The following is a 21,538-nucleotide window of genomic DNA, read 5'->3' on the forward strand; positions in this document are numbered from 1 at the left end:
CGTGCCCCGCATGCGAGTGATTCGCCGTGCGCCTAGCGTGGCCCCATGGAAGCCGGTACGGGGGGCGGGGAGCCAAACGTCTGCACCCACTGCGGCAGGGCGGCAGACGGTGCGGCCTGCTGTTTCCTCGCCGAGTTCGGGGACCACCTGGGCATCGGCAGCTTCGACTGGGACCTCGACAGCGGCCTGATGCACATGGACGCCAAGGCCCACGAGATCTTCGACCTACGCCCAGACGAATACGACGGGCGCCCCGAGACCCTCGGCATCCGCGTCCCCCCGACCGAGTCCACCCGGCTCGACGGCATCGTCGCCACGGCCCTCAAGGACGGCAGCGAGAACTACGGCGCCTACTTCCGCGTCAAACGCCGCGACGGCAGGATGCGCTGGACCCACACCCAGGGCTACGTCAGGCGCGACGACACCGGCCGCCCGCGCCGCATCATCGGCCTCGTCCGCGACGCCACCCAGGAGCTCAGCGACAGTACGGCCCGGCGTGAACAGGACGCCCTGCGCCGCCGCCAGACCAGCGTCGTCCAGGGCACCACCGCCGCACTCGCCCACGCCCGCACCGTCCAGGACGTCATCGACGTGCTCAAGGACAGCCACGGCCTCCAGCACCTCGGCGCGACCAGCCTCGTCATGGGCCTCGTCCGGGCCGGCCGCATCCACCTCGTCGCCGACGGCCCCGAGGGCAGCTTCGTGGCCGGCACCAAGGTCACGCGGATCGACGAGCCGTACCCCATGAGCGATGTCGTGCGCACCCTCGCGCCCCGCTTCATCGTGTCCCCCGACGACTTCGCCCGGTCCTACCCGCTGCTGTGGCCGCACATCACCCAGCTGGAGATCACGGCCGCCGCCTACCTGCCGCTCATCGCCCAGGCCCGCCCCATCGGCGCGCTCGGCCTGCTCTACAACGACAAACGCGGCTTCACCGAGGAGGAGCGCAACGTCCTCGTCGCCCTCGGCAGCAGCATCGCCCAGAGCCTCCAGCGCGCGATGTTCTACGAGCAGGAGAAGGACCTCGCCCAGGGCCTCCAGCAGGCCATGCTGCCCCGCACCATCCCCGCCGTGTCCGGCGCCGACATCGCCGTCCGGTACCGCTCGGCCTCCCTCGGCCGCGACATCGGAGGCGACTGGTACGACGTGATCCCGCTGCCCGGCGGACGCGTCGGCGCCGTCATCGGCGACGTCCAGGGACACGACACCCACGCCGCCGCCGTCATGGGACAGCTGCGCATCGTGCTGCGCGCGTACGCCGCCGAGGGGCACACGCCCGCCACCGTCATGGCCCGCGCCTCCGTCTTCCTCCACGAACTCGACACCGAGCGGTTCGCGACCTGCCTGTACGCGGAGGCCGACCTGTCGACCGGGGTCGTCCAGCTCGTGCGTGCCGGGCATCTGGACCCGCTGCTGCGCCTCACCGACGGGACCTGCCGCAGGCTGCCCGTCGACGGCGGCCTGCCGCTCGGCCTCTCCGCCGAGTTCGGGCAGCTCGAATACCCGGTCGGGACCGTCGAACTCGACCCCGGCCAGACCCTGATCCTGTGCACCGACGGCCTCGTCGAGCAGCCCGGCACCGACCTCGACGACGGACTCCAGGCCCTCACGGCCCTCGTCGGCACCGGTCCCCACGACGTCGGCGACCTCGGCGACCTGTTGTGCGAGAGCGTCGACGAACGCGGCGGTGACGACGATGTCGCCCTGCTCCTGCTGTGCCGCCGCGGCATCGGCGCCCCCCAGTCGGGCGGCCGGCTCCAGCAGCATGTCGCGCCGAACGACCCCGAGGCCCTGAGAGAGGCCCGGCACATGATCAGAGCCGCCGTCCGGGCCTGGGGCTCGGGCGGGCGCGCGGACGAGATCGAGCTCGTCGCCGACGAGATGATCACCAATGCGCTGATGCACACCGACGGCGCCGCGGTCGTCACCCTCCGCGTGATCACCGCGTCCGACCGCAGGCTGCGCGTGGAGGTCGAGGACACCTCCAGCGCGCTGCCGCGCCGGCGCGAGGCGGGCGAGGACGGCGTCTCGGGGCGCGGCCTGCTCCTCGTGGACCGGCTCGCGGACGTGTGGGGCGTGGAGGCGCGGGGGAGCGGCAAGTGCGTGTGGTGCGAGTTCGTGGTGCCGGCCCGCAACTGACCGGGGCCGTGGCGACGGCTCACATGCCGGTGTCAGTGCCCGGTGGCACTCTGGACCTATGCCGGAACTTCCCGAGGTCGAAGCGCTGACGGACTTCCTCACCGAGCATCTGGTGGGGCACGAGATCGTCCGCGTCCTGCCCGTCGCCGTGAGCGTCCTCAAGACGTACGACCCACCGCCCGCCGCCCTGGAGGGCCGCACGGTCACGGGCGTGACGCGGCACGGCAAGTTCCTCGACCTCGACACGGACGGACTTCACCTCGTCACGCACCTCGCCCGCGCGGGCTGGCTCCACTGGAAGGACCGGCTCCCCGACGGCCCGCCCCGCCCCGGCAAAGGACCGCTCGCCCTGCGCGTCGCACTGGAGGACGGCGGGGGCTTCGACCTCACCGAGGCGGGCACCCAGAAGAGCCTCGCCGTGTACGTCGTCCACGACCCGGCCGATGTCCCCGGCATCGCGAGACTCGGCCCCGACCCTCCCCCAAGCTCTCGGCTTCGCTCGAGCAGGGGGGACCCCCATGCCGACGAATTGGACGAGGCGCGCTTCGCGGCTCTCCTGGCCGGCGAGCGGCGACAACTCAAGGGCGTGCTGTGCGACCAGAGCCTCATCGCGGGGATCGGGAACGCGTACAGCGACGAGATCCTGCACGCAGCGAAGATGTCCCCCTTCAAACTCGCCGCGAGCCTGACGCCCGACGACGTGTCCGTGCTCTACAAGGCGCTCCGCGACACCCTGACGGAGGCCGTCGAGCGTTCGCGCGGCGTCGCGGCCGGGCGGCTCAAGGCCGAGAAGAAGAGCGGGCTGCGGGTGCACGGCAGGGCGGGGGAGAAGTGCCCCGTGTGCGGCGACACCATCCGTGAGGTGTCCTTCCACGACTCGTCGCTCCAGTACTGCCCGACCTGCCAGACGGGCGGCAAGCCGCTCGCGGACCGCAGGATGTCGAAGCTCCTGAAGTGACGGCCGTGCCGGCGTGCGCTGCCCGAAGCCGCTTGCCAGGAACGGGGGTTCACCGCATCGGGATGGTCACCAGGCGTGCCCCGTCCGTAGTGCGCACCTCGAAGCGGGCGATCTCCTGAGGGTGGAGCGCCACCGCGCTCTGCGTCGTGGTCGCCCCGGCGTCGTGGGCCCGCACGGCCCAGCTCGTGACCGTCCGCCGCGAACCGTCCTTGCCGACGACCACCAGCTCGCACACCCGTGGGCCGCGCGCGTCGCGGACCTCGAGCCCCACCCCGGTGCCCCACTCGTGGCCGGACGCCGTCACCGAGGCCGACACCCCGGTCCCCGCGTCCCGCGCGTCCACGCGCACGGCGCCGTCACCGGATCCGCCCAGGACCAAAACACCCGGCCCCGCCACGGCGAGCACGACCGTCGCCGCCATCGCGCACAGCCACCGCCTCCGGCCCGCGCGGCGCACCCGCTCCATCCGCGAGACCAGCCCGTCCAGGAGCACGGGGCCCGCCTCGGCCACCGTCTCCACGGCCGGCGGAGTTGCCCGCGCGTACAGGGCCAGGGCCGCCGTCGTGGACCCGAACTCCCCGACCCGCGCCACGCACCCGGGGCACTGCCCGAGATGGTCCTCGAAGCGGAACCGGTCCGCCTCGTCGAGAACGCCCAGCGCGTAGGCGCCGGCGTCGCGATGCCGATCCAGGGACCTCATGCCGTTCCTCGCGTCGTACGTGTCTGACCTCTGACCGGACCGTGTGTGCCGCTCGCCCTTCCGTACGCAACCGGCCGCCGAATCACTCAAGTCCCACCAGGATTGGCCACCACGGGGCAACCACCTACACTCCAGCCGCATGCTGCGCGTACTGGCCGTCGACGACGAGGAACCCGCACTCGCCGAGCTGCTCTACCTGTTGCGGGCCGACCCGCGGGTGCGCGCTGCCGAGGGCGCCACCGACGCGAACGAGGCGCTGCGCCGCATCGGCCGCGCCCTGGACGCGGCAGGCGACGACGCCGGCGCCATCGACGTGCTGTTCCTCGACATCCAGATGGCCGGGCTCACGGGCCTCGACGTGGCCCGGCTCCTCGCCGGGTTCGCCAAGCCTCCGATGATCGTCTTCGTCACCGCCCACGAGGACTTCGCCGTGCAGGCCTTCGACCTGAAGGCCGTCGACTACGTCCTCAAGCCCGTCCGCAGGGAACGCCTCGCGGAGGCCGTGCGGCGCGTCGCCGAGCAGGCCGCCGTCGCCCGGCCCGCCGTGGACCTCTCCGCCGACCGGATCCCCGTCGAACTCGGCGGGGTCACCCGACTCGTGGCCGTCGCCGACATCACGTACGCCGAGGCCCAGGGCGACTACGCCCGCCTGCACACCGCCGACGCCAGCCACCTCGTGCGCATACCGCTGACCACCCTGGAGGAGCGCTGGCAGTCGTACGGGTTCGTCCGGATCCACCGCAGCCATCTCGTCGCCCTGCACCGCATCGACGAACTCCGCCTCGACGGCGGAGGCATGAGCGTGCGGATAGGCGACGCCGAACTCGCCGTGAGCCGTCGCCACGCGAGCCGCGTGCGCGAACTCCTGATGCGGCGCGCGGGCGGCTGACCGGAAACCGCGTGACCTGGGCCGATACCCGTCGGCCTCTTCCGCTCGGCCCGCACCGCCGCCTACACTCCGGCCGTGTCCGCCAGCGCTGAACCCGCACCCCGCCGCGAGGTCGTGACCGGCGGGCCGCGCGCGGTGCGCCGGCTGCCCGGCCACCCCACCCAGTGGGAGATCGACGAACAGACGACGCTGGGCGCGGCCTACGTCCGCTCCCTGATGCGCAGCCAACTCCGCACCGCACTCACCGCGTTCGCGGTCCTCGCGCTGCCCGTGGTGACCCTGCCCCTCTTCTTCGGCGCGCTGCGCAACACCACCGTCGTCTGGATCGTCCTCGGCTTCGGCTGCTACCCGGTCCTCGTCCTCATCGCATGGTGGTACGTGCGCCGGGCCGAGCGCAACGAACGCGACTTCGCCCGCCTCGTGCACGGCCGGGCCGTCCGCGAACGTCACGGGGCGCCGTGAACGAGGCGTACGCGATACCCGCCGTGGCCGTGGTCGTCCTGGCCACGGTCCTCATCGGCGGCTTCGGCCTGCGCATCTCCCGCACCACCTCCGACTTCTACGTCGCCTCGCGCACGGTGGGGCCCGGCCTCAACGCCGCGGCGATCAGCGGCGAGTACCTCTCCGCCGCCTCCTTCCTCGGCGTCGCCGGACTGCTGCTCGTGCACGGCCCCGACATGCTCTGGTACCCCGTCGGCTACACCGCCGGATACCTCGTCCTGCTCGTGTTCGTCGCGGCCCCGCTGCGCCGCTCCGGCGCGTACACGCTGCCCGACTTCGCCGAGGGCCGCCTGGAGTCCCGCAGCGTCCGCAGGGTCGTCAGCATGCTCGTGGTCGGCGCGGGCTGGCTCTACCTCGTGCCCCAACTCCAGGGCGCCGGGCTCACCTTGCAGATCCTCACGGGCGCGCCGCGCTGGTTCGGCGGGGCGCTCGTCGCCGCTGTCGTCGTCCTCGCGGTCGCCGCGGGCGGCATGCGCTCCATCACCTTCGTGCAGGCCTTCCAGTACTGGCTGAAGCTGACCGCGCTGCTCGTGCCCGCGTTCTTCCTGGTCCTCGCCTGGCACGGCGACGGCGGCACCCCGCCCTCCGCCGACGGCGTGCCCTGGTCCGGTGCGGGCTCCGGGCAGCCGCTCGCCACCAGCCGCGCCGACCACCCGCTGTACGCGACGTACGGCCTCATCGTCGCCACGCTCCTCGGCACGATGGGCCTGCCGCACGTCGTCGTCCGCTTCTACACCAGCCCGAACGGCCGCGCGGCCCGCCGCACCACGGTCGCCGTGCTCGCCCTCATCGGGCTCTTCTACGTCCTGCCGCCGATCTACGGCTGGCTCGGCCGTCTGTACGCGCCCGAACTGAGCGCCACCCAGGACGCCGACGCGGCCGTCCTGCTCCTGCCGGGGCGGGCCATAGGCGGGCTCGGCGGTGACCTGCTCGGGGCGCTCGTGGCCGGGGGCGCCTTCGCCGCGTTCCTGTCGACCGCCTCGGGCCTGACGATGGCCGTCGCCGGTGTGCTCAGCCAGGACGTCCTGCCGGCCCGCGGCGTCCGGCACTTCCGCCTGGCGACACTCCTCGCGATGACCGTGCCGCTGGGCGGGGCGCTCCTGGTCAGCGGGGTGCCGGTGGCGGACGCCGTCGGGATGGCGTTCGCGGTGTCGGCGTCCTCGTTCTGCCCGCTGCTCGTGCTCGGCATCTGGTGGCGGCGGCTCACCCCGCCCGGCGCGCGGGCGGGGCTGCTGCTCGGCGGCGGCTCCGCGCTCGTCGCGGTCACCCTGACCGTCGCCGGCGTCGCGCAGGGCGGCTGGCTGCACACACTGCTCGCCTGGCCCGCCGTGTGGTCGGTCCCGGTCGGCTTCCTCGCCATGATCCTCGTATCGCTGGCCACCCAGGACTCCGTACCGCCGCACACCAGCGCCACGATGACGCGGCTGCACCTGCCCGAGTCGCTCAGCACGGGCGGGACGATCACCGCGGGCGAGCAGGGAGCCCGCCCGTGACCGCCACCGCCGTACTTCTCGCCCTGTGCCCGCTCCTCCTCGCGGGCGGCTTCGTCCTCGGCCGGCGCACGGCGCACCCGGGGGGCCGCAGCGACGTCGGTACGCCCGTGGAGCGGGCCACCTTCGACACGCTGCACACCGCCTCGCTCGCCGCGCCGCCGCTGCGGGCCGGGCTCACCGAGGAGTCGGCTCGCAGGTCTGCCCGCAGGCTGCGCACGCTGCTCGGCACCGACGCGCTCTGTCTCACCAACCGCACCGCCGTCCTCGCCTGGGACGGCGCGGGGGACCAGCACGGCAAACAGGTCATGCAGCATCTCGAAGGGCTGCTCGACACCGGGCGCAGCGCCGCGTTCGGCTGCGGATGCGACGCCGTCGACTGCCCGCTGCGCTGGGCCGTGGCCGCCCCGATCGTCACCGACGGACGCGTGCTCGGCGCCCTCGTCGCCTACGCGCCCCGCGAGTCGGCCGTCCTCGCCCGCGCTGCCGACGAGGTGGCCCGCTGGATCTCCGTACAGCTGGAGCTGGCCGAACTCGACCGTTCCCGCACCCGCCTCATCGAGGCCGAGATCAAGGCGCTGCGCGCGCAGATCTCGCCGCACTTCATTTTCAACTCACTGGCCGCCATCGCCTCGTTCGTGCGCACCGACCCCGAGCGGGCCCGCGAACTACTCCTGGAATTCGCCGACTTCACCCGTTACTCGTTCCGCCGCCACGGCGACTTCACCACGCTCGCCGACGAACTGCACTCCATCGACCAGTATCTGGCCCTGGTCCGGGCCCGGTTCGGCGACCGGCTCTCGGTCACGCTCCAGATCGCGCCCGAGGTGCTGCCGGTGGCGCTGCCCTTCCTGTGCCTTCAGCCCCTCGTCGAGAACGCCGTGAAGCACGGCCTGGAGGGCGCCGTCACCGGCAGCCGCATCACCATCGGCGCCCGAGACGCGGGCGCGGAGGCGGAGGTCGTCATCGAGGACGACGGGGTCGGCATGGACCCGGGAGAGCTGCGCGCGATCCTGCGCGGCGAGGGCGGCCCCTCGACCGGGATCGGCCTCTCGAACGTCGACGAGCGGCTCAGGCAGGTGTTCGGCGACGACTACGGCCTCGTCATCGAGACCGGCACGGGCGCGGGCATGAAGATCACCGTGCGGATCCCCAAGTACCGTGCGGGCGTGCACTCTTCGGGCGTCTAGATCGAATAGCGGGACGGCAGGGGCCCTGCGAAGAGGCCGACGGGCCTCAGAACAGATGGATCGCCAGATGGCCGAGCGGCAGCCCCAGTTGCCACGCCGGTGTCCATACCTTCGGCCCGTCGTCCTCCTCGCCCGGCAGCGACCCGCGGCCCGGCACGGAGTCCAGGTCCGGGGCGAGCAGCTCCGTCTCCTCCAGCCATCGCCAGGCCGCCTCGGCCAGTTCGAGGTCCGGCGAAGGTCTGTTCTCATCAAGCGCCTGCGCGGCAAGGCGCCCCATGTGCTCCCGCACCCAGTACTGCCACGGCTGGTCGTACGCCGTCAGCGACAGCCAGGTCTCCAGCTGGGACACGACCCGGATGCCGGACAGCTCGCCGTCCGTGTCCGACAGGAAGATCGTCAGTGCGAGTGCGTCGCGCCCGGCCCGGAACTCGAAGGACGTGGGCGGCATCAGATCACCGGTGCGCAGCAGCTCATCGGCGATGTATTCGGCGTACAACCACGCCATCGGCACCGTCAGTTCGCCGCCGTCGGCGCCCGATGTGCCTTCCTTGCTCCCGTGCAGCATCCCTTCCTGCCTTCCTCCGGTCCGTGCGCTGTGCCGGCCCCCGGGCCCTCGCGCCCGACCGGGCGGGGGAGGACAGCCGATTACTCAATCGAGGACCGGGGCACCGGGCAAGGCGCTTTACGGAGGCTTGACCTGCCGTCCGGTTTCAATGTGGGCCGGCCGTGTTCGCCTCATAGCCCGGGAGCACCCTGCGCAGTGCGCGCAGCGCGTAGTACGCGCGGGACTTCACGGTACCGGGCGGGATGCCGAGCGCCGCGGCGGCCTCGGCCACGGAGGCGCCACGGAAGTACACCTGGAGGAGCACCGCCCGGTGCTCGGGACTGAGCGTCGCCACGGCCTCCCGCACATCGAGCGCGGCCGCCGAGCGCTCCGCGTGGTCGGCGCAGACCCGCGCGCTCTCCAGGACCGTGCCGCCGATCTCCGGGGGGCGGGCGAGCCGCGCGCGCCGGGCGTCTATGGCGAGCCTGCGGCCGACGGTGAACAGCCAGGGCCGCACGGACTCGTAGTCGGCGCGCAGCGCCTCCGGATGCTGCCAGGCGCGGACGAACGTCTCCTGGACCAGGTCTTCCGCCCGCTGCCGGTCGCCGTCGCACAGCCGCAGGAGGAAGGAGAGAAGCGGCCTGCCGTGCTCGCGCTGAAGCTCGGCCAGCACATGTGCTGCCGTGCGGTCGGGTCCTTCGGTCTTCGTAGCGATCGTCATGGCCGTATGGCAGCGCAGCGCGCCGCTCACGCCCAGAGCACGGGCAGCGGTCTGCGACGGGCGGTCGATGCCGTCGGCAAGCGGTGCGGCGAACGGGGCCGACTGCGCCGGAACGTGACGCCGTTCCGGGGACTGCGGCGGTATGGAGCCTTGACTCGGCCCGATGCCCGTACGTCTATGCGTATGTCGAAAATCACCTTATTCACCGAATCATGGAGCTTGGCCGATGACGCAACGCACACGGGTCACAAGCCGCACGGGACGCACCAGACACACGCCCCACGCACGGCGCACACGGCAGGGCGCTGCGGTCCTCGCGGCCGCACTGATCGCGGCGGGCGCAGGCTGCTCCGCGCCCGCGGACCGCACACATCGTCCGGCGCCCCAGGGCAGCGACACCCCGGCGCCCCGCGGCAGCGACACCCCGGCGCCGTCGGCAGCCGGCGGCGCCACCGGCGGGCACCGCGGCTTCACGCTTGTCGCCTCCGGTGACGTACTGCCGCACGCCTCGATCATCAAGAAGGCGAAAACCGACGCGGGCGGCGACGGGTACGACTTCGCGCCGATGCTGTCCGGCGTGCAGCCGGCCGTCTCCAAGGCGGACCTGGCGATCTGTCACATGGAGACGGTCTACGGCACCGAGGGCCACTACACCGGCGACCCGAAATTCAAGTCCCCGCCCGAGGTCGCCAAAGGGCTGCACGACACGGGCTACGACGCCTGCTCCACAGCCTCGGACCACGCCCTCGACGACGGCGCCGCCGGCATCGACCGCACTCTCAATGCCATGGACCGCGCGGGCATCCGCCACACGGGGTCGGCCCGAACCGCCGCCGAGGCCGGCAGCCCCACGTGGCTGCGCGCCGGTGACGCCAAGGTCGCCCACCTCGCGTACACGTACGACACGAACGGCGCCCCGATGCCCAAGGGGCGGCCGTGGGCCGTGAATACGATCGACCGTCAGAGGATCGTCGACGACGCGCGGGCGGCCCGGAAGGCGGGCGCGGACGTGGTGGTCCTCTCGCTGCACTGGGGCACCGAGTGGCAGGACGAGCCGGACGAGACCCAGCTGCGACTCGGCGACGAGCTCACCGCGTCCCGCACGGACGGCCGCCCCGACATCGACCTCATCCTCGGCACGCACGCGCACGTCCCGCAGGCGTACGAGAAGGTCAACGGCACCTGGGTGGTCTACGGCATGGGCGACCAGATCGCCGGCGAGATGTACAACTACGACGGCGCCCAGGACCCGCGCGGCAACGAGGGCACCATCGGCCGCTTCACCTTCGCGCCGCCGGAGCGGGCCGGCGGGCGCTGGGAGGTGCGTAAGGCCGAGTTCCTCCCCCAGTGGTTCAACGTCGGCTCGGGCCGCGTCATCAACGTCAACCAGGCCATCCACGACGGCCTCGGCCTGAACGACGTCCGCGACCGGATCAGTCAGGCCGTCCTCAGCCGCGGCGCGGCCGAGGACGGCCTGACCATGGGCAGGTAGCGGTCAGGACTTCGCCAACGGGTCCGTCTTCGCCAGCTCCGACCTCTTGTACGAGTAACTGAAGTAGATGACGAGCCCGATGGCGAACCACACCGCGAACCGCACCCACGTCTGCCACTGCAGGAACGTGATCAGCCAGATCGAGAAGACGACGCCGAGCGCGGGCACCGCCGGCATACCGGGCGTGCGGAACGTGCGGGGCAGGTCGGGCCGCTTGTAGCGCAGCACGATCACCGCGATGCACACCACGACGAACGCCAGCAGGATGCCGATGTTGGTCAGCTCGGCCGCCTCCCCGATCGGCAGGAACCCGGCGATGACGGCCGACGCGCACCCGACGATCCACGTCACGCGCGTCGGCACGTGCCGGGTCGGATGGGTCTTCGCGAACCACTTGGGCAGCAGCCCGTCACGGCTCATCGAGAACCACACACGGGTGACGCCCAGCATGAAGGTGAACATCACCGTGAGGATGCCGATGATCGCGCCCACCGCGATGACATCCGCGAGACCGCTCAGGCCCACCGACTTGAACGCCGTCGAGAAGCCGCTCTCCGGGTCGATGTCCTTGTAGTTCTGCATCCCGGTCAGGACCAGGCAGGCCAGCACGTACAGGACCATCGAGATCGCGAGCGAGTAGAGGATCGCCTTCGGCATGTGGCGCTGCGCGTCCTTGGACTCCTCGGCAGCCGTCGACATGGCGTCGTACCCGAACACCGCGAAGAAGACGGTGGCCGCGCCCGTGAACGCGCCGCTGACGCCGAACGGGAAGAACGGCGTGTAGTTGCCCGTGTTGATGTGGAAGAAGCCCACGGCGATGACGACCAGCACCACGAGGACCTTCAGGACCACCACGACGGTCTCGAAGCGGGCCGCGTTCTTGATGCCCAGCGTCAGCAGATACGCGATGAGCAGGCACAGCAGCGCGGCGAACAGGTCGACCTTGTGGCCGTCGCCCGTGCCCGGCGCGCCCAGCATCCACTTCGGCAGATCGAGGCCGACCTCGCCGAGCAGGAAGCCGAAGTAGCCGGAGATGCCGATGGCCACGACCGCGACGATCGCCGTGTACTCCAGGAGCAGGTCCCAGCCGATGAACCAGCCGACCAGCTCGCCGAGGACGGCGTACCCGTACGTGTAGGCGGAGCCGGCCTTCGGGATCAGGCCGGCGAACTCCGCGTAGGACAGTGCGGCGCAGGCGCTCGCGACGCCCGCGATGAGGAACGAGATCAGGACCGCGGGCCCCGCCGTTCCGTTGGCGACCGTGCCCGCGAGGGTGAAGATGCCGGCGCCGATGATGCCGCCGACACCGATCGCGGTGAGCTGCCACAGGCCGAGCGAGCGGGTCAGCTGCTGCGTCGCCCCGCCCTCCGCCTCCTCGATGTGCTCGATGGGCTTGCGGCGCAGCACGCCCTGCCCTATCCGAAGTCCTCTGAGACCGGCCATGGGCTCCACCTCTTCGCGGACTGCAGTCGGCTGAGGCCGATCATGATGGCCCAGCCGCGGCGGCTACGGAAGAAGGCACGCCCCACGGGGTGTGAGGGTTCGGGGGTGGTTACGGAACCACGGTGACGGGCCAGCGCCCCGCCTTCACCAGCCGGATCGCCACCGACCCGACGAAGCGGTGTCCCGCCTGTTCGGACGCGCCGACGACCACGGCGTCCGCCTTCAGTTCGTCGGCGGCGGTGACCAGGCCGTTGTACGGGTCGCCGCGGAAGGTGTGGAACTCCCAGCGCACCTCGAATATGTCCTTCACCCGCTCCGCCGCTTCCCTGATCTCGGTGATCAGACCCTCGGCGATCTCGTCCGTGGTGTCGGCCACGGGGACGCCGAGCGCGGCGCCGGCGGCCATGACGGGCTGGACGTAGACGACAGCGAGGAGGGCGCGCTGGCGCCGCGCGAGGCCTCCGGCGTAGGACGCGGCGCGCAGCGACGAGTCGGAGCCGTCCACCCCGACCACGATCACCTTGGGGCCGTCCGTACCGCGTTCGAACTGGTGTGGCTGCTCTGCGTTCACAGCGGTGAGGCTAGCGGAAACCGCAGGTCTCACAGGTGCTGGGGGCGGCTCTTCCGGGCCGGGGCGGCCCCCGGCGTCGTCGTCCTCAGCCATGACGCGGGCGGCAACCGCTCCCGGAGTGTTGCCGCCCTGCGCACCTGTCTGTCTCCCGGAACTCCTCGATCCGGGCCACCGCATCACGGCGCCAAGACGCCGGGGAGTGCGAGCCCGGCTTTCGCCCACCGGGTCAGCGCACCTCGACCAGGCGGGCGAAGACGACGACATTCCCGTCGTAGCCGTTCTGCTCGGAGAAATCGCCACCGCACGTGATCACCCTCAGTTCGGGCGCTCCCTTACTGCCGTAGACGCGGTTACCCGGGAAATTCGCCTTCTCGAAGACCTCGATGCCGTAGATCTCGAACACGGCGGTCTTCCGGTCCTTGCGCACGACCTGGACGCGATTTCCCTTTTTGAGCGAGCCGAGGCCGTAGAAGACCGCGGGCCCCTGCTGGTTGTCGACATGGCCGACGATCACAGCGGTGCCCTTCTCGCCCGGAGTCACGCCCCCGGTGAACCAGCCCGCGAGATTCGGGTCCTCGGGCGGCGGGGCGTCCACCCAGCCGTCCGGATCGACCCCTACGGGCATGACCGGGGCGTCCACCTGGATCGCCGGGATCTGCACCCGGTCCGCCGCGGAGAACGGCAGCGGCTTCGGTGCCGCACCGGACGGGAAGCGGGGATCCGCTGCCGCCGCCGACGCGGGCTGCGGGGGACCGATGTCGAATTCCCCCGATCCATTACGGATCAGCGCGAGTCCGGTGAGCAGAATCAGCGCCATCACGCCCCACGGCGCGCGCTTCTTCTGCTGACCCTCCTCGTCGGCCGGCTGGGACGAAGACATTCGTTCACCCCTCTCGACGTGGCGGCGAGACCGCGTCACTTGCGCTTACTCAAAAACTAAGCGCGGCGCACGCGGCGGGCGACAGCCCAGGAGCGAATGGGTGGCGGCCAGGACTGCGGCGTGCCCTACGAGTCGGCATCGCCGACACGGGGCGACGCTGTCCGCCGGTCAGGCGACAGGGTGGTGCGGGGACGGCTCGTCGGGGCCCGTCGTGTGCCATACGTGCGCGCCCGCGCCGCGCCACTCGACCAGATGGGGATCGTCGAGCGTCGTGTCGGACTCCCCGAGCCCGGCCGAACGCAGCAGCCGGATGAGGTCCTGATCGCTGTGCGCGAGCCCGACGGCCCGCCCCCGCACGGTGACATGTCGCCCGCCCTCGGGCGCGGGAGGGTGTACGACGATGGGGGTGTGCCAGGCAGTCATGGCACCAGAGTGCGTCGCCGGGGCGCAGGGTGCAGGGCGGGCCGCGCCGACCCGGAGACGAGCGCGGCCCGTCGGTCTCACCCCCCGGTGTGCGGGAACAGCATGAGGAAGGGTTCCACGGTGGCCGCGACCCCGCGGCTGTAGGGCGCGTCGAGGTCCCAGACCAGGAAGAGCAGGAACGCGATCAGCGCCGAGAAGAGCCCGGCGAGGACCAGCTCGCGTGCCGTTCTGCGGATCTGGAGTGCGAAGACCATCCCGATCGTGACGAGGCCTCCCGCGATGAGGCCGAACCAGACCACGCCCGGCATCGTGGCGCCGGTGGAGTCCGCGCGCGCGTTGCGGGCGTCGTCCGCGGCGGTGATCTGGTCGAGCAGCGGCTGGTAGGCCTGTGCCTCGAAGTCCGTCTTCGGCTGGTAGTCGGTGACGTCGTGGCGCACCTTGTCGAGGAGCCGGGTGCCCTCGGCGGTGAGATGGCCCTTGTTCTTCATCGTGCGCCACTCGGTGGTGACGACATGGCTGACATAGGTGTCGACATCCGAGCGGATACGGGTTCTGACCTCCGTCGGATAGACGCGGACGCGTTCGTGGATCTCGTGCAGTGCCTGCGCCTCGTTGCGTACATGGTCCTGGGCGGCGCTGCGGCCCTCCCAGACACCTGCGATGGCGAGGCCCAGGACGATCGCGTACACCACGCCGATCATCATCGTCATGTACTCGATGACGTCAGGGGTCTCGCTCGGGTCGTCGTCGTCGCCGATCCTGCGCTGCTGAAGAACGGTCACGACGAGCACGACCGCGCACGCGGCCACCATCGCGAGAGTGAGAACAAGCCATTCCGACATCGGGACCTCCGGGCGGTCAGCGCGGGCGCAGCGCGGCTACGGCGAGCACCGCGGGTGCGGTGATGAGCAGGGTGAGCGAGACCAGGGAAGGCCCGCCGCTCGGCGGCGCCTTGCGGGGCGCGGGTCGGTATGCGGGGTAACTCACCGGAGTCGGCGAGGGCTTGGGGCGCACGGTCGGCTTCGGGGCGGGCGGCGGCGGTGCCTTCATGGGCGGAGGCGGTGGCGGAGGTGGCGGTGGCGGTGGGGGAGGAGGCGGCGGTGGTGGAGGCGGTGGTTCTGGGACCGGGGGAGGCGCGGGCTTCCGCGGCGGTGGCTTGACGGGTCCCGCCCGGCAGACGACGCCGTCCCCGGCGCGGGCTATCGCGTCGCCGCCCTTGCCGATCGAGGCAGACGCGCAGTTGTCGCCCGGGGTCAGTGCGGCCGCCGTGGTGCCGGCCGCGGGCGAGCCCAGCAGCCAGGCCAGCGCGAGCACCGCCACCACCCGTGTGACCAGGGTCGACCTGGCCCCTCTGGATCCGTACACGACGGAGATCATGGGCGGCGGGCGGCGCCGCCACGCCCCGGCCCCCGAGGATTGGTCCGAAGGTGGGGAGATGGGGGGCGTCAGGTTTGCCCGCGGCCACCGGAGCGCACGCGTGGCCCCGCCCCGGATGCGTCCCGCGCCCCCTCACCCAAAAGAAATTTCCGGCCCCGTTGAACACATCCGCCGTCGCCGCGCGTACCTAGGGCCATGTGCGGCCCCTTCCGGGATCGCACAACACCCAAGCAACCAGCGGGAGTTGGCAATGAACACCTGGCGGAGCGCCTCACTCGTAGCGACAGCTGCGGCCCTGCTGGCGCTGACGACGGCGTGCGGTCAGGACCAGGGCGACCAGTCGCCCAACGGCCAGTCCGTGGGCAACGCCGCCCCGGCGCAGGGCGGTTACGGCAACGGGGACGCGTACGGCAGTGGCGACGGCTACGGAGACGCGAAGGACGCGGGGGCGGCCAAGGCGAAGCCGGCCGGACAGCTCGCCACCTGGGACAGCAAGAAGCTCGGCCAGGTCCTCACGGACAGCGAGGGCTTCACGATGTACCGCTTCGACAAGGACACCGCGCAGCCGCCCAAGTCGAACTGTGACGACGCCTGCCTCAAGGCGTGGCCCGTGGTGCCCGCGGACGGCGCCGAGGCGGCGCCCGGCGTCGACCAGTCGCTGCTCGGCGAGGTCACCGCGGCCGACGGCACCAAGCAGCTGACGATCGACGGCTGGCCCATGTACCGGTACGCGATGGACACCAAGCCGGGCGACGCGAAGGGGCAGGGCGTGGGAGGCGTCTGGTACGCCGCCGGGCCCGACGGCAAGAAGGCGAGCCCCGCCGCCGCGCTCCCCGCCGACCTCGCCGGTCTGTCCACGCGCAAGGACCCGAAGCTCGGCGAGATCGTCGTCGACAAGAACGGGATGACCGTCTACCGGTTCCTCAAGGACTCGGCCTGGCCCATCAAGTCGAACTGCGTCGACGCCTGCGCGGAGAACTGGCCGGCCGTGGCACCCGTCGCGAAGAACGACACCAAGGGCATCCTCAAGAAGGGCTTCATGACGTACGACCGCCCCGACGGCGGCAAGCAGCAGACGATCAACTGCTGGCCGATCTACACCTTCTCCGGTGACAAGAAGCCCGGTGACACCAATGGGCAGGGTGTGAAGGGAACTTGGTACGCCGCTGCGCCCGACGGAAAGCCCGTGGGAGCGCCGAAGTAGGGGCACCGCGTAGAGTCTGCTGCGGATTTGGCGAATCGCCGGTCTGTTCCCCCCGTGATCATGCGGGGGGAGCAGGCCGGTTCTTTTCCGTTGCAACAGAGAGGGTTTCGGGGTGATTTCGGATCATTGCCATTCGGCACTTGCCGGAGGCAGTGACCGAGAACGGACGGTCAATTTCCGTTTTGACTCGCTCCATTGGCGGGCGATCAGTAGCCTCAGCTCGAACACCGGCTCGCCTACGCCTTGGAGACATTGATGGAGCGTCCCGCCTGGGCCCCTCAGGGCATCGACATCTCGGTGCCCAGCGTGTCCCGGATCTACGACTACTACCTGGGCGGTTCGCACAACTTCGAGGTGGACCGGGAGGCGGCCCGCAAGGCGATGGAGTTCATGCCGGGGCTCCCGAAGATCATGCAGGCGAATCGTGCCTTCATGCGCCGGGCGGTGCGTTACGCGGTCCAGCAGGGCGTCACCCAGTTCCTGGACATCGGATCCGGAATCCCCACCTTCGGCAACGTTCACGAGGTGGCCCAGGCGGCCGACTCCGAAGCGCGCGTCGTGTACGTCGACCACGACCCGGTCGCCGTCGCGCACAGCCGGGCCGTCCTCGAAGGCAACGACCGCGCGGCCGTCGTGACCGCCGACCTGCGCAAGCCCCGGGAGATCCTCGCGGCCCTCGAGGTCCGTGAACTCCTCGACCTGGACAAGCCGGTCGCCCTGCTCCTCGTCGCCGTCCTGCACTTCGTCGAGGACGCCGACGACCCGCAGAGCGCCGTCGCCGAGCTGCGCGACGCCCTCGCGCCGGGCAGCCTCCTGATCGTCACGCACGCCGCGTACGAGGGCATCCCTGTACCCGCCGAGCGCGCCGCCGGCACGGTCGACGTGTACAAGAACATCCGCAACCCGCTGATCATGCGCTCGCGCGAGGAGATCGCGCGATTCTTCGAGGGATACGAGATGGTGGAACCCGGACTCGTACAGATGCCCGAATGGCGGCCGGAGAACGCGCCCGCGGACGAGGATCCCTATGCCTTCTCGGGCTGCGCCGGCGTGGGGCGCAAGGCGTGAGCGGCGAACAGGACGGGCCCGAGGGCAGACTGCGCAGGTTCGCCACCATCTGGAGCCGGGCGATCTTCCCGGTGACGGCGACCTCCCTGACCCGGGTCGAGTTCGAGAAGGAACTCATGCCGCTCGCACGGCGGTTGCGGGACGCGCTCGGCGAGCGGACCCTGGACGCGCCCGCGGCCCAGGCCGTCGGCGCGGCACTGATCGGCGTGCACTGCACCGACCCCGAGGCGCTCACCCGCACCCTCGACGTCGTCGACGCCTACCTCGTCCTGTACTGCCGTACCGACGACGACCGGCGCGAGGAAGAGCTGCGGGCGCGCTGCGCCCGGCTCCAGCACTCCGTCGCGGCCGGCTTCGCCCAGGCCCTGCGCGAGCGGACACTCGCCGAGCAGGAGGCCATCTCACGGGCCGCCCTGAGCGCGCGCAGCGCGGTCGCCGAGGCCCTTCACGCGAGCGAGGCCCGGTTCCGCGCGGTGTTCCACGGCGCGGCCATCGGCATCGGCATAGTGGACCTCGAGGGCACGGTCCTGGAGGCCAACGACGCGCTGGTGCGCATGTTCGGCGGCGCCGAGAACCTGGTACGCGGCCGCAACGTCGTCGAGTGGACCCACCCCGACGACGCCCCGCACGTGTGGCGCCTGTACCGGGAGCTGGTGCGCGGCGAGCGTGAGCACTACCGCGTCGAGAAGGCGTTCTACCGTCCCGACGGCACCGCCCTGTGGACGAACCTGACCGTCTCCCTGCTGCGGGACGCCGACGGAGTGCCGCAGTACCAGCTGGCGCTGATGGAGGACACCACCGAGCGCCGCCTCCTGAACCTGCGGCTGCGCTACGAGGCCACCCATGACGCGCTCACCGGGCTCCCCAACAGGACCCTGTTCTTCGAGCGCCTGGAGAAGGCGCTCGCGGCCGGCGACGGCATGCGCTTCGGCCTGTGCTACCTCGACCTCGACGGCTTCAAGACCATCAACGACAGCCTCGGCCACGCGGCGGGAGACCGGCTCCTCGTCGAGGTCGCCGACCGTCTCCAGGCCTGCGCCACCGCGCCCGGCGAGATGGTGGCGAGGCTCGGCGGCGACGAGTTCGTCGCGCTGACCACCGGCCGTGACACCGCGGCCGAGGTCGACGACCTCGCCGGGCGCATCATGCACGCGCTGGCCGCCCCCATCCGCATCGACGGCCGCGAGCTGACCGTGCGCGGCTCCATCGGCATCGTGGAGGGCCCCGCGGCGGGGGAGCGCAGCCCGGCGGAGGTGCTGCGCAGCGCCGACATCACCATGTACCGGGCCAAGTCGGCGGGCGGCAACCGCTACGAGCTCGCCGACCCCGAGGCCGACGCGCGCGTCATCACCCGGCACGGCCTCACGACCGCGCTGCCCGCGGCCCTGGAGCGCGGCGAGTTCTTCATCGAGTACCAGCCGCTCGTGCATCTCGGCGACGGCAGTGTGCGGGGCGCCGAGGCGCTGGTGCGGTGGCTGCATCCGCAGCACGGTGTGCTCGGGCCCGATCAGTTCATCCCGCTCGCCGAGGACACCGGCCTCATCGTGCCGCTCGGGCGCTGGGTCCTGGAGGAGTCGGTGCGCCAGGCCCGGGTCTGGCAGGAGCGTTACGAGGACGCGGGACCCCTGCGCATCAACGTGAACCTGTCCCCGATGCAGCTGACCCACCCGGGCCTGGTCTCCGACACCGTCGACATCCTGGAGCGCTTCGGACTCGAACCCGGCGCCCTGTGCCTGGAGGTCACCGAGTCGGCCCTGATCGGCGCGGATGACGATCTCCTGAAGCCCCTGCGCCGGCTCGCCGAGATGGGCGTGGACATCGCGCTGGACGACTTCGGTACGGGCTACTCGAACCTCGCGAACCTGCGCCGGCTCCCTGTGGGCGTCCTCAAGCTGGACCGCTCCTTCACGCAGGGCATGCAGCGGTACCCCGCCGACCCCGTCGACCTGAAGATCGTCGAGGGCATCGTCGCGCTCGCGCACAGCCTCGACCTCTCGGTCACCGTGGAGGGCGTGGAGACGGGCGCACAGGCCGAGCAGCTGCGCGACCTGGGCTGCGACACCGCGCAGGGCTGGTACTACGCCCGCCCGGGCCCGCCGGACCGCCTGCACGAGCTCGCCCTGTGCGACGCGACCGGGTGAGGCCCTGGTGATCCGCTGGGTGTACGCCTTCATCGACCGGCCTCAGGCGCACTTCGGGGCGGCCTGCGACTTCTGGACGCGGGTCACAGGGACGCACCTGTCGGCGCCGCGCGGCGACCACGACGAGTTCACGACGCTGCTGCCGGACGGCTCCGCCGATCCGTACCTGAAGGCGCAGGCGGTCGACGGCCCCGGCGGCGCACACGTGGACTTCGCGGTGGACGACCTCGCTCGGACAGCCGGCCTGGCGCGCCGCCTGGGGGCGACGCCCGTCCACACGGAGGACGGCCTCGAGGTCCTTCGCTCACCCGGCGGCCAGCTGTTCTGCCTGGTCCCCTGGTCCGGCGAACACCGCCGCCCCGACCCCGTCACGGCCCCCGACGGGACGACGAGCCGCCTGGACCAGGTCTGCATCGACCTGGCCCCTGCGGTGTACGAGGCGGAGATCGACTTCTGGACCGAGTTCACCGCCTGGACCTCGTCGCCGGGCACGCTCCCGGAGTTCCACGTGCTGCGTCCGCCGGCGAACCTTCCGATCCGCATCCTGCTCCAACGCCTGGACGACGCCCGCCCCACGGGCGCACACCTGGACCTGGCCTGCGAAAACATCGAGGCGATCAGAGCCTGGCACGAAACCCTGGGCGCGACCCCGCAGTCCCAGGGCCCCCACTGGCAGGTCCTGCGAGACCCCGCAGGCAACACCTACTGCCTAACGGCAAGATCCCCAAAGACGGGCACGCTCCCGGCCCCGTAAGGGGCGCGGGGAACTGCGCGACAGGCCACGACGAAGCCGCAGCCGAAGAGCAGCCCTTTCAGGGGCGCGAACTGCGCAACAAGCCACAACGAACCCGCACCCACACGCCCCCCTCAACCCCGCTCCAAAAGCATCCGCTGCAACTCACGTGCGGCCCGAGGCGGAGCCACATCGCTGCGATGCGCCAGCGCAATCGTCCGGTGCAGCCCGGGACGGGCCAGCGGAGTCACCCGCAGATCGGCCCCCGCCCGCGTCGCGACCATATGCGGCACGACGGCCACCCCGAGTCCCGCCCGCACAAATCCCAGCACCGCGTCCATCTCACCGCCCTCCACCGCGAAGTCCGGCTCGAACCCCTCCGCCCGGCACGCGGTGACGGTCAGTTCTCGCAGGTCATAGCCGTGCCGGAACATCACAAGCCGTTCGCCCTCAAGATCGGCGATGCGCACGGACCGCCCCCGCCCGGGCCGCGGCGCATCCGGCGACGACACGACCACCAGATCCTCCCGCAGCAGCTCCACGGTCGTCAGTGCCGGCGCCGGTGCGGGCAGTGGCAGGACCACGAGGGCCAGGTCCAGCGCGCCGCGCGCGAGTTCGCGTACGAGGTCGTGGGAGCCGCCCTCCTCGATCATCAGGCGGATCCCGGGATACCGGTCGTGGAAGCCGCGCAGCACATCGGGCAGCAGGCCCGTGCACAGCGAGGGCGTGGCGCCGAGCCGCACCCGGCCGCTCTTGAGCTGCGCCAGCTCCTGCACCTCCTGCCGCGCCGTGTCCGCGTCGGCGAGGATGCGGCGGGCCAGCGGCAGGAGCGCCTCGCCCGCGTCGGTGAGCGTGATGTTCCCGCGGGCGCGCAGGAAGAGATCCGCGCCCAGTTCCCGCTCCAGGGACCGGATCTGCTGGGACAGGGACGGCTGGGCGACATGGACCACCTCGGCGGCCCGGGTGAAGTGCCGGGTCTCGGCAACCGCGACAAAGTACTGGAGCTGCTGGAACTGCATGACCCCCACAGTAATCGCTCGATAGCCTGCGCCTATGGAAATGAGCCGGACCATG

At 71.5% G+C, this 21,538-nt stretch carries 21 protein-coding genes and 1 pseudogene; 12 read left to right on the forward strand and 10 right to left on the reverse strand.

Translation table 11 applies throughout. The features are described from left to right. Positions 1-45 precede the first annotated feature (45 nt). The gene (locus tag ACY0PA_RS37490; protein WP_473081846.1) at positions 46-2,139 is read left to right on the forward strand and encodes a SpoIIE family protein phosphatase; all 2,094 of its coding nucleotides are present in this window, start codon (positions 46-48) and stop codon (positions 2,137-2,139) included. A 58-nt stretch (positions 2,140-2,197) separates the two neighbouring features. Continuing rightward, entirely contained in the window at positions 2,198-3,097 is a 900-nt protein-coding gene (locus ACY0PA_RS37495) for an Fpg/Nei family DNA glycosylase (RefSeq protein ID WP_473081847.1), read from the forward strand. Between the two features lie 49 nt (positions 3,098-3,146). Here the strand turns inward: ACY0PA_RS37495 and ACY0PA_RS37500 are convergent, their stop codons facing one another. Beyond that, positions 3,147-3,797, reverse strand: a complete 651-nt coding sequence (locus ACY0PA_RS37500) for a zf-HC2 domain-containing protein (protein ID WP_473081848.1) — start codon at positions 3,795-3,797, stop codon at positions 3,147-3,149. Between the two features lie 139 nt (positions 3,798-3,936). Here ACY0PA_RS37500 and ACY0PA_RS37505 point away from each other — a divergent pair, with 139 nt between their 5' ends. The 4 genes from ACY0PA_RS37505 to ACY0PA_RS37520 all read left to right on the forward strand — a co-directional run bounded on the left by ACY0PA_RS37505 (position 3,937) and on the right by ACY0PA_RS37520 (position 7,867). Continuing rightward, positions 3,937-4,686: a LytR/AlgR family response regulator transcription factor gene (locus ACY0PA_RS37505; RefSeq protein WP_473081849.1), complete on the forward strand. Its 750-nt coding sequence runs from the start codon at positions 3,937-3,939 to the stop codon at positions 4,684-4,686. A 114-nt stretch (positions 4,687-4,800) separates the two neighbouring features. Next, entirely contained in the window at positions 4,801-5,148 is a 348-nt protein-coding gene (locus tag ACY0PA_RS37510; protein WP_473086550.1) for a DUF485 domain-containing protein, read from the forward strand. Next, the gene (locus tag ACY0PA_RS37515; RefSeq protein WP_473081850.1) at positions 5,145-6,680 is read left to right on the forward strand and encodes a sodium/solute symporter; all 1,536 of its coding nucleotides are present in this window, start codon (positions 5,145-5,147) and stop codon (positions 6,678-6,680) included. Before ACY0PA_RS37510 ends, ACY0PA_RS37515 begins: the two co-directional genes overlap by 4 nt. Next, on the forward strand, positions 6,677-7,867 hold the full coding sequence (locus tag ACY0PA_RS37520; RefSeq protein ID WP_473081851.1) for a sensor histidine kinase: 1,191 nt from the start codon (positions 6,677-6,679) through the stop codon (positions 7,865-7,867). Before ACY0PA_RS37515 ends, ACY0PA_RS37520 begins: the two co-directional genes overlap by 4 nt. A gap of 46 nt (positions 7,868-7,913) precedes the next feature. Here ACY0PA_RS37520 and ACY0PA_RS37525 read toward each other — a convergent pair whose 3' ends face one another. Together ACY0PA_RS37525 and ACY0PA_RS37530 are read right to left on the reverse strand one after the other, a co-directional pair. Continuing rightward, a complete protein-coding gene (locus ACY0PA_RS37525; RefSeq protein WP_473081852.1) occupies positions 7,914-8,432 on the reverse strand; it encodes a hypothetical protein in 519 nt (172 codons plus the stop codon). 145 nt (positions 8,433-8,577) lie between these two features. Beyond that, the gene (locus ACY0PA_RS37530) at positions 8,578-9,132 is read right to left on the reverse strand and encodes a sigma-70 family RNA polymerase sigma factor (protein WP_473081853.1); all 555 of its coding nucleotides are present in this window, start codon (positions 9,130-9,132) and stop codon (positions 8,578-8,580) included. A 226-nt stretch (positions 9,133-9,358) separates the two neighbouring features. Between ACY0PA_RS37530 and ACY0PA_RS37535 the strand changes: the two genes are divergently transcribed. Then, positions 9,359-10,624, forward strand: coding sequence for a CapA family protein (locus ACY0PA_RS37535; RefSeq protein WP_473081854.1), 1,266 nt, complete (start codon positions 9,359-9,361; stop codon positions 10,622-10,624). A 3-nt stretch (positions 10,625-10,627) separates the two neighbouring features. Here the strand turns inward: ACY0PA_RS37535 and ACY0PA_RS37540 are convergent, their stop codons facing one another. Both ACY0PA_RS37540 and ACY0PA_RS37545 read right to left on the reverse strand, forming a co-directional pair. After that, the gene (locus tag ACY0PA_RS37540) at positions 10,628-12,067 is read right to left on the reverse strand and encodes an amino acid permease (RefSeq protein ID WP_473081855.1); all 1,440 of its coding nucleotides are present in this window, start codon (positions 12,065-12,067) and stop codon (positions 10,628-10,630) included. A gap of 109 nt (positions 12,068-12,176) precedes the next feature. Continuing rightward, positions 12,177-12,731: a universal stress protein gene (locus ACY0PA_RS37545; protein ID WP_473086551.1), complete on the reverse strand. Its 555-nt coding sequence runs from the start codon at positions 12,729-12,731 to the stop codon at positions 12,177-12,179. Between ACY0PA_RS37545 and ACY0PA_RS37550 the strand changes: the two are divergent. After that, positions 12,699-12,831: pseudogene (locus ACY0PA_RS37550) on the forward strand (polysaccharide deacetylase family protein); the annotation flags it as partial. The gene ACY0PA_RS37545 and the pseudogene ACY0PA_RS37550 overlap by 33 nt on opposite strands. A 33-nt stretch (positions 12,832-12,864) precedes the next feature. On the opposite strand, the gene ACY0PA_RS37555 reads toward ACY0PA_RS37550, so the two are convergent. From ACY0PA_RS37555 to ACY0PA_RS37570, 4 genes are all read right to left on the reverse strand, one after another. Continuing rightward, the gene (locus ACY0PA_RS37555) at positions 12,865-13,518 is read right to left on the reverse strand and encodes a class F sortase (RefSeq protein WP_473081856.1); all 654 of its coding nucleotides are present in this window, start codon (positions 13,516-13,518) and stop codon (positions 12,865-12,867) included. Between the two features lie 168 nt (positions 13,519-13,686). Beyond that, positions 13,687-13,941 carry a hypothetical protein gene (locus ACY0PA_RS37560; protein ID WP_473081857.1) on the reverse strand — a complete coding sequence of 85 codons (255 nt, stop codon included), beginning with the start codon at positions 13,939-13,941 and terminating at the stop codon, positions 13,687-13,689. Between the two features lie 77 nt (positions 13,942-14,018). After that, positions 14,019-14,783: a bestrophin-like domain gene (locus tag ACY0PA_RS37565; protein WP_473081858.1), complete on the reverse strand. Its 765-nt coding sequence runs from the start codon at positions 14,781-14,783 to the stop codon at positions 14,019-14,021. Positions 14,784-14,799: 16 nt separating this feature from the next. After that, entirely contained in the window at positions 14,800-15,306 is a 507-nt protein-coding gene (locus ACY0PA_RS37570; RefSeq protein WP_473081859.1) for a hypothetical protein, read from the reverse strand. Between the two features lie 262 nt (positions 15,307-15,568). On the opposite strand from ACY0PA_RS37570, the gene ACY0PA_RS37575 reads away from it, so the two are divergent. From ACY0PA_RS37575 to ACY0PA_RS37590, 4 genes are all read left to right on the forward strand, one after another. Then, positions 15,569-16,522, forward strand: a complete 954-nt coding sequence (locus ACY0PA_RS37575; RefSeq protein WP_473081860.1) for an SCO0930 family lipoprotein — start codon at positions 15,569-15,571, stop codon at positions 16,520-16,522. Positions 16,523-16,777: 255 nt separating this feature from the next. After that, a complete protein-coding gene (locus ACY0PA_RS37580) occupies positions 16,778-17,590 on the forward strand; it encodes an SAM-dependent methyltransferase (protein WP_473081861.1) in 813 nt (270 codons plus the stop codon). Beyond that, entirely contained in the window at positions 17,587-19,731 is a 2,145-nt protein-coding gene (locus ACY0PA_RS37585; protein ID WP_473081862.1) for a putative bifunctional diguanylate cyclase/phosphodiesterase, read from the forward strand. Before ACY0PA_RS37580 ends, ACY0PA_RS37585 begins: the two co-directional genes overlap by 4 nt. 4 nt (positions 19,732-19,735) lie before the next feature. Continuing rightward, entirely contained in the window at positions 19,736-20,485 is a 750-nt protein-coding gene (locus ACY0PA_RS37590) for a VOC family protein (RefSeq protein WP_473086552.1), read from the forward strand. A 113-nt stretch (positions 20,486-20,598) separates the two neighbouring features. Here the strand turns inward: ACY0PA_RS37590 and ACY0PA_RS37595 are convergent, their stop codons facing one another. Beyond that, positions 20,599-21,483 carry a LysR family transcriptional regulator gene (locus tag ACY0PA_RS37595; protein ID WP_356290885.1) on the reverse strand — a complete coding sequence of 295 codons (885 nt, stop codon included), beginning with the start codon at positions 21,481-21,483 and terminating at the stop codon, positions 20,599-20,601. Positions 21,484-21,538: the final 55 nt, after the last annotated feature.

The organism is Streptomyces sp. DS1-CR2 (genome assembly GCF_055760475.1).

What these genes read in the sequence shown, in the direction of transcription:
- ACY0PA_RS37490 (WP_473081846.1), top strand. Translation starts at nt 46, where the DNA reads ATGGAAGCCGGTACGGGGGGCGGGGAGCCAAACGTCTGCACCCACTGC.
- ACY0PA_RS37495 (WP_473081847.1), top strand. Translation starts at nt 2,198, where the DNA reads ATGCCGGAACTTCCCGAGGTCGAAGCGCTGACGGACTTCCTCACCGAG.
- ACY0PA_RS37500 (WP_473081848.1), bottom strand. Translation starts at nt 3,797, where the DNA reads ATGAGGTCCCTGGATCGGCATCGCGACGCCGGCGCCTACGCGCTGGGC.
- ACY0PA_RS37505 (WP_473081849.1), top strand. Translation starts at nt 3,937, where the DNA reads ATGCTGCGCGTACTGGCCGTCGACGACGAGGAACCCGCACTCGCCGAG.
- ACY0PA_RS37525 (WP_473081852.1), bottom strand. Translation starts at nt 8,432, where the DNA reads ATGCTGCACGGGAGCAAGGAAGGCACATCGGGCGCCGACGGCGGCGAA.
- ACY0PA_RS37530 (WP_473081853.1), bottom strand. Translation starts at nt 9,132, where the DNA reads ATGACGATCGCTACGAAGACCGAAGGACCCGACCGCACGGCAGCACAT.
- ACY0PA_RS37535 (WP_473081854.1), top strand. Translation starts at nt 9,359, where the DNA reads ATGACGCAACGCACACGGGTCACAAGCCGCACGGGACGCACCAGACAC.
- ACY0PA_RS37540 (WP_473081855.1), bottom strand. Translation starts at nt 12,067, where the DNA reads ATGGCCGGTCTCAGAGGACTTCGGATAGGGCAGGGCGTGCTGCGCCGC.
- ACY0PA_RS37545 (WP_473086551.1), bottom strand. Translation starts at nt 12,731, where the DNA reads ATGGCTGAGGACGACGACGCCGGGGGCCGCCCCGGCCCGGAAGAGCCG.
- ACY0PA_RS37555 (WP_473081856.1), bottom strand. Translation starts at nt 13,518, where the DNA reads ATGTCTTCGTCCCAGCCGGCCGACGAGGAGGGTCAGCAGAAGAAGCGC.
- ACY0PA_RS37560 (WP_473081857.1), bottom strand. Translation starts at nt 13,941, where the DNA reads ATGACTGCCTGGCACACCCCCATCGTCGTACACCCTCCCGCGCCCGAG.
- ACY0PA_RS37565 (WP_473081858.1), bottom strand. Translation starts at nt 14,783, where the DNA reads ATGTCGGAATGGCTTGTTCTCACTCTCGCGATGGTGGCCGCGTGCGCG.
- ACY0PA_RS37575 (WP_473081860.1), top strand. Translation starts at nt 15,569, where the DNA reads ATGAACACCTGGCGGAGCGCCTCACTCGTAGCGACAGCTGCGGCCCTG.
- ACY0PA_RS37580 (WP_473081861.1), top strand. Translation starts at nt 16,778, where the DNA reads ATGGAGCGTCCCGCCTGGGCCCCTCAGGGCATCGACATCTCGGTGCCC.
- ACY0PA_RS37595 (WP_356290885.1), bottom strand. Translation starts at nt 21,483, where the DNA reads ATGCAGTTCCAGCAGCTCCAGTACTTTGTCGCGGTTGCCGAGACCCGG.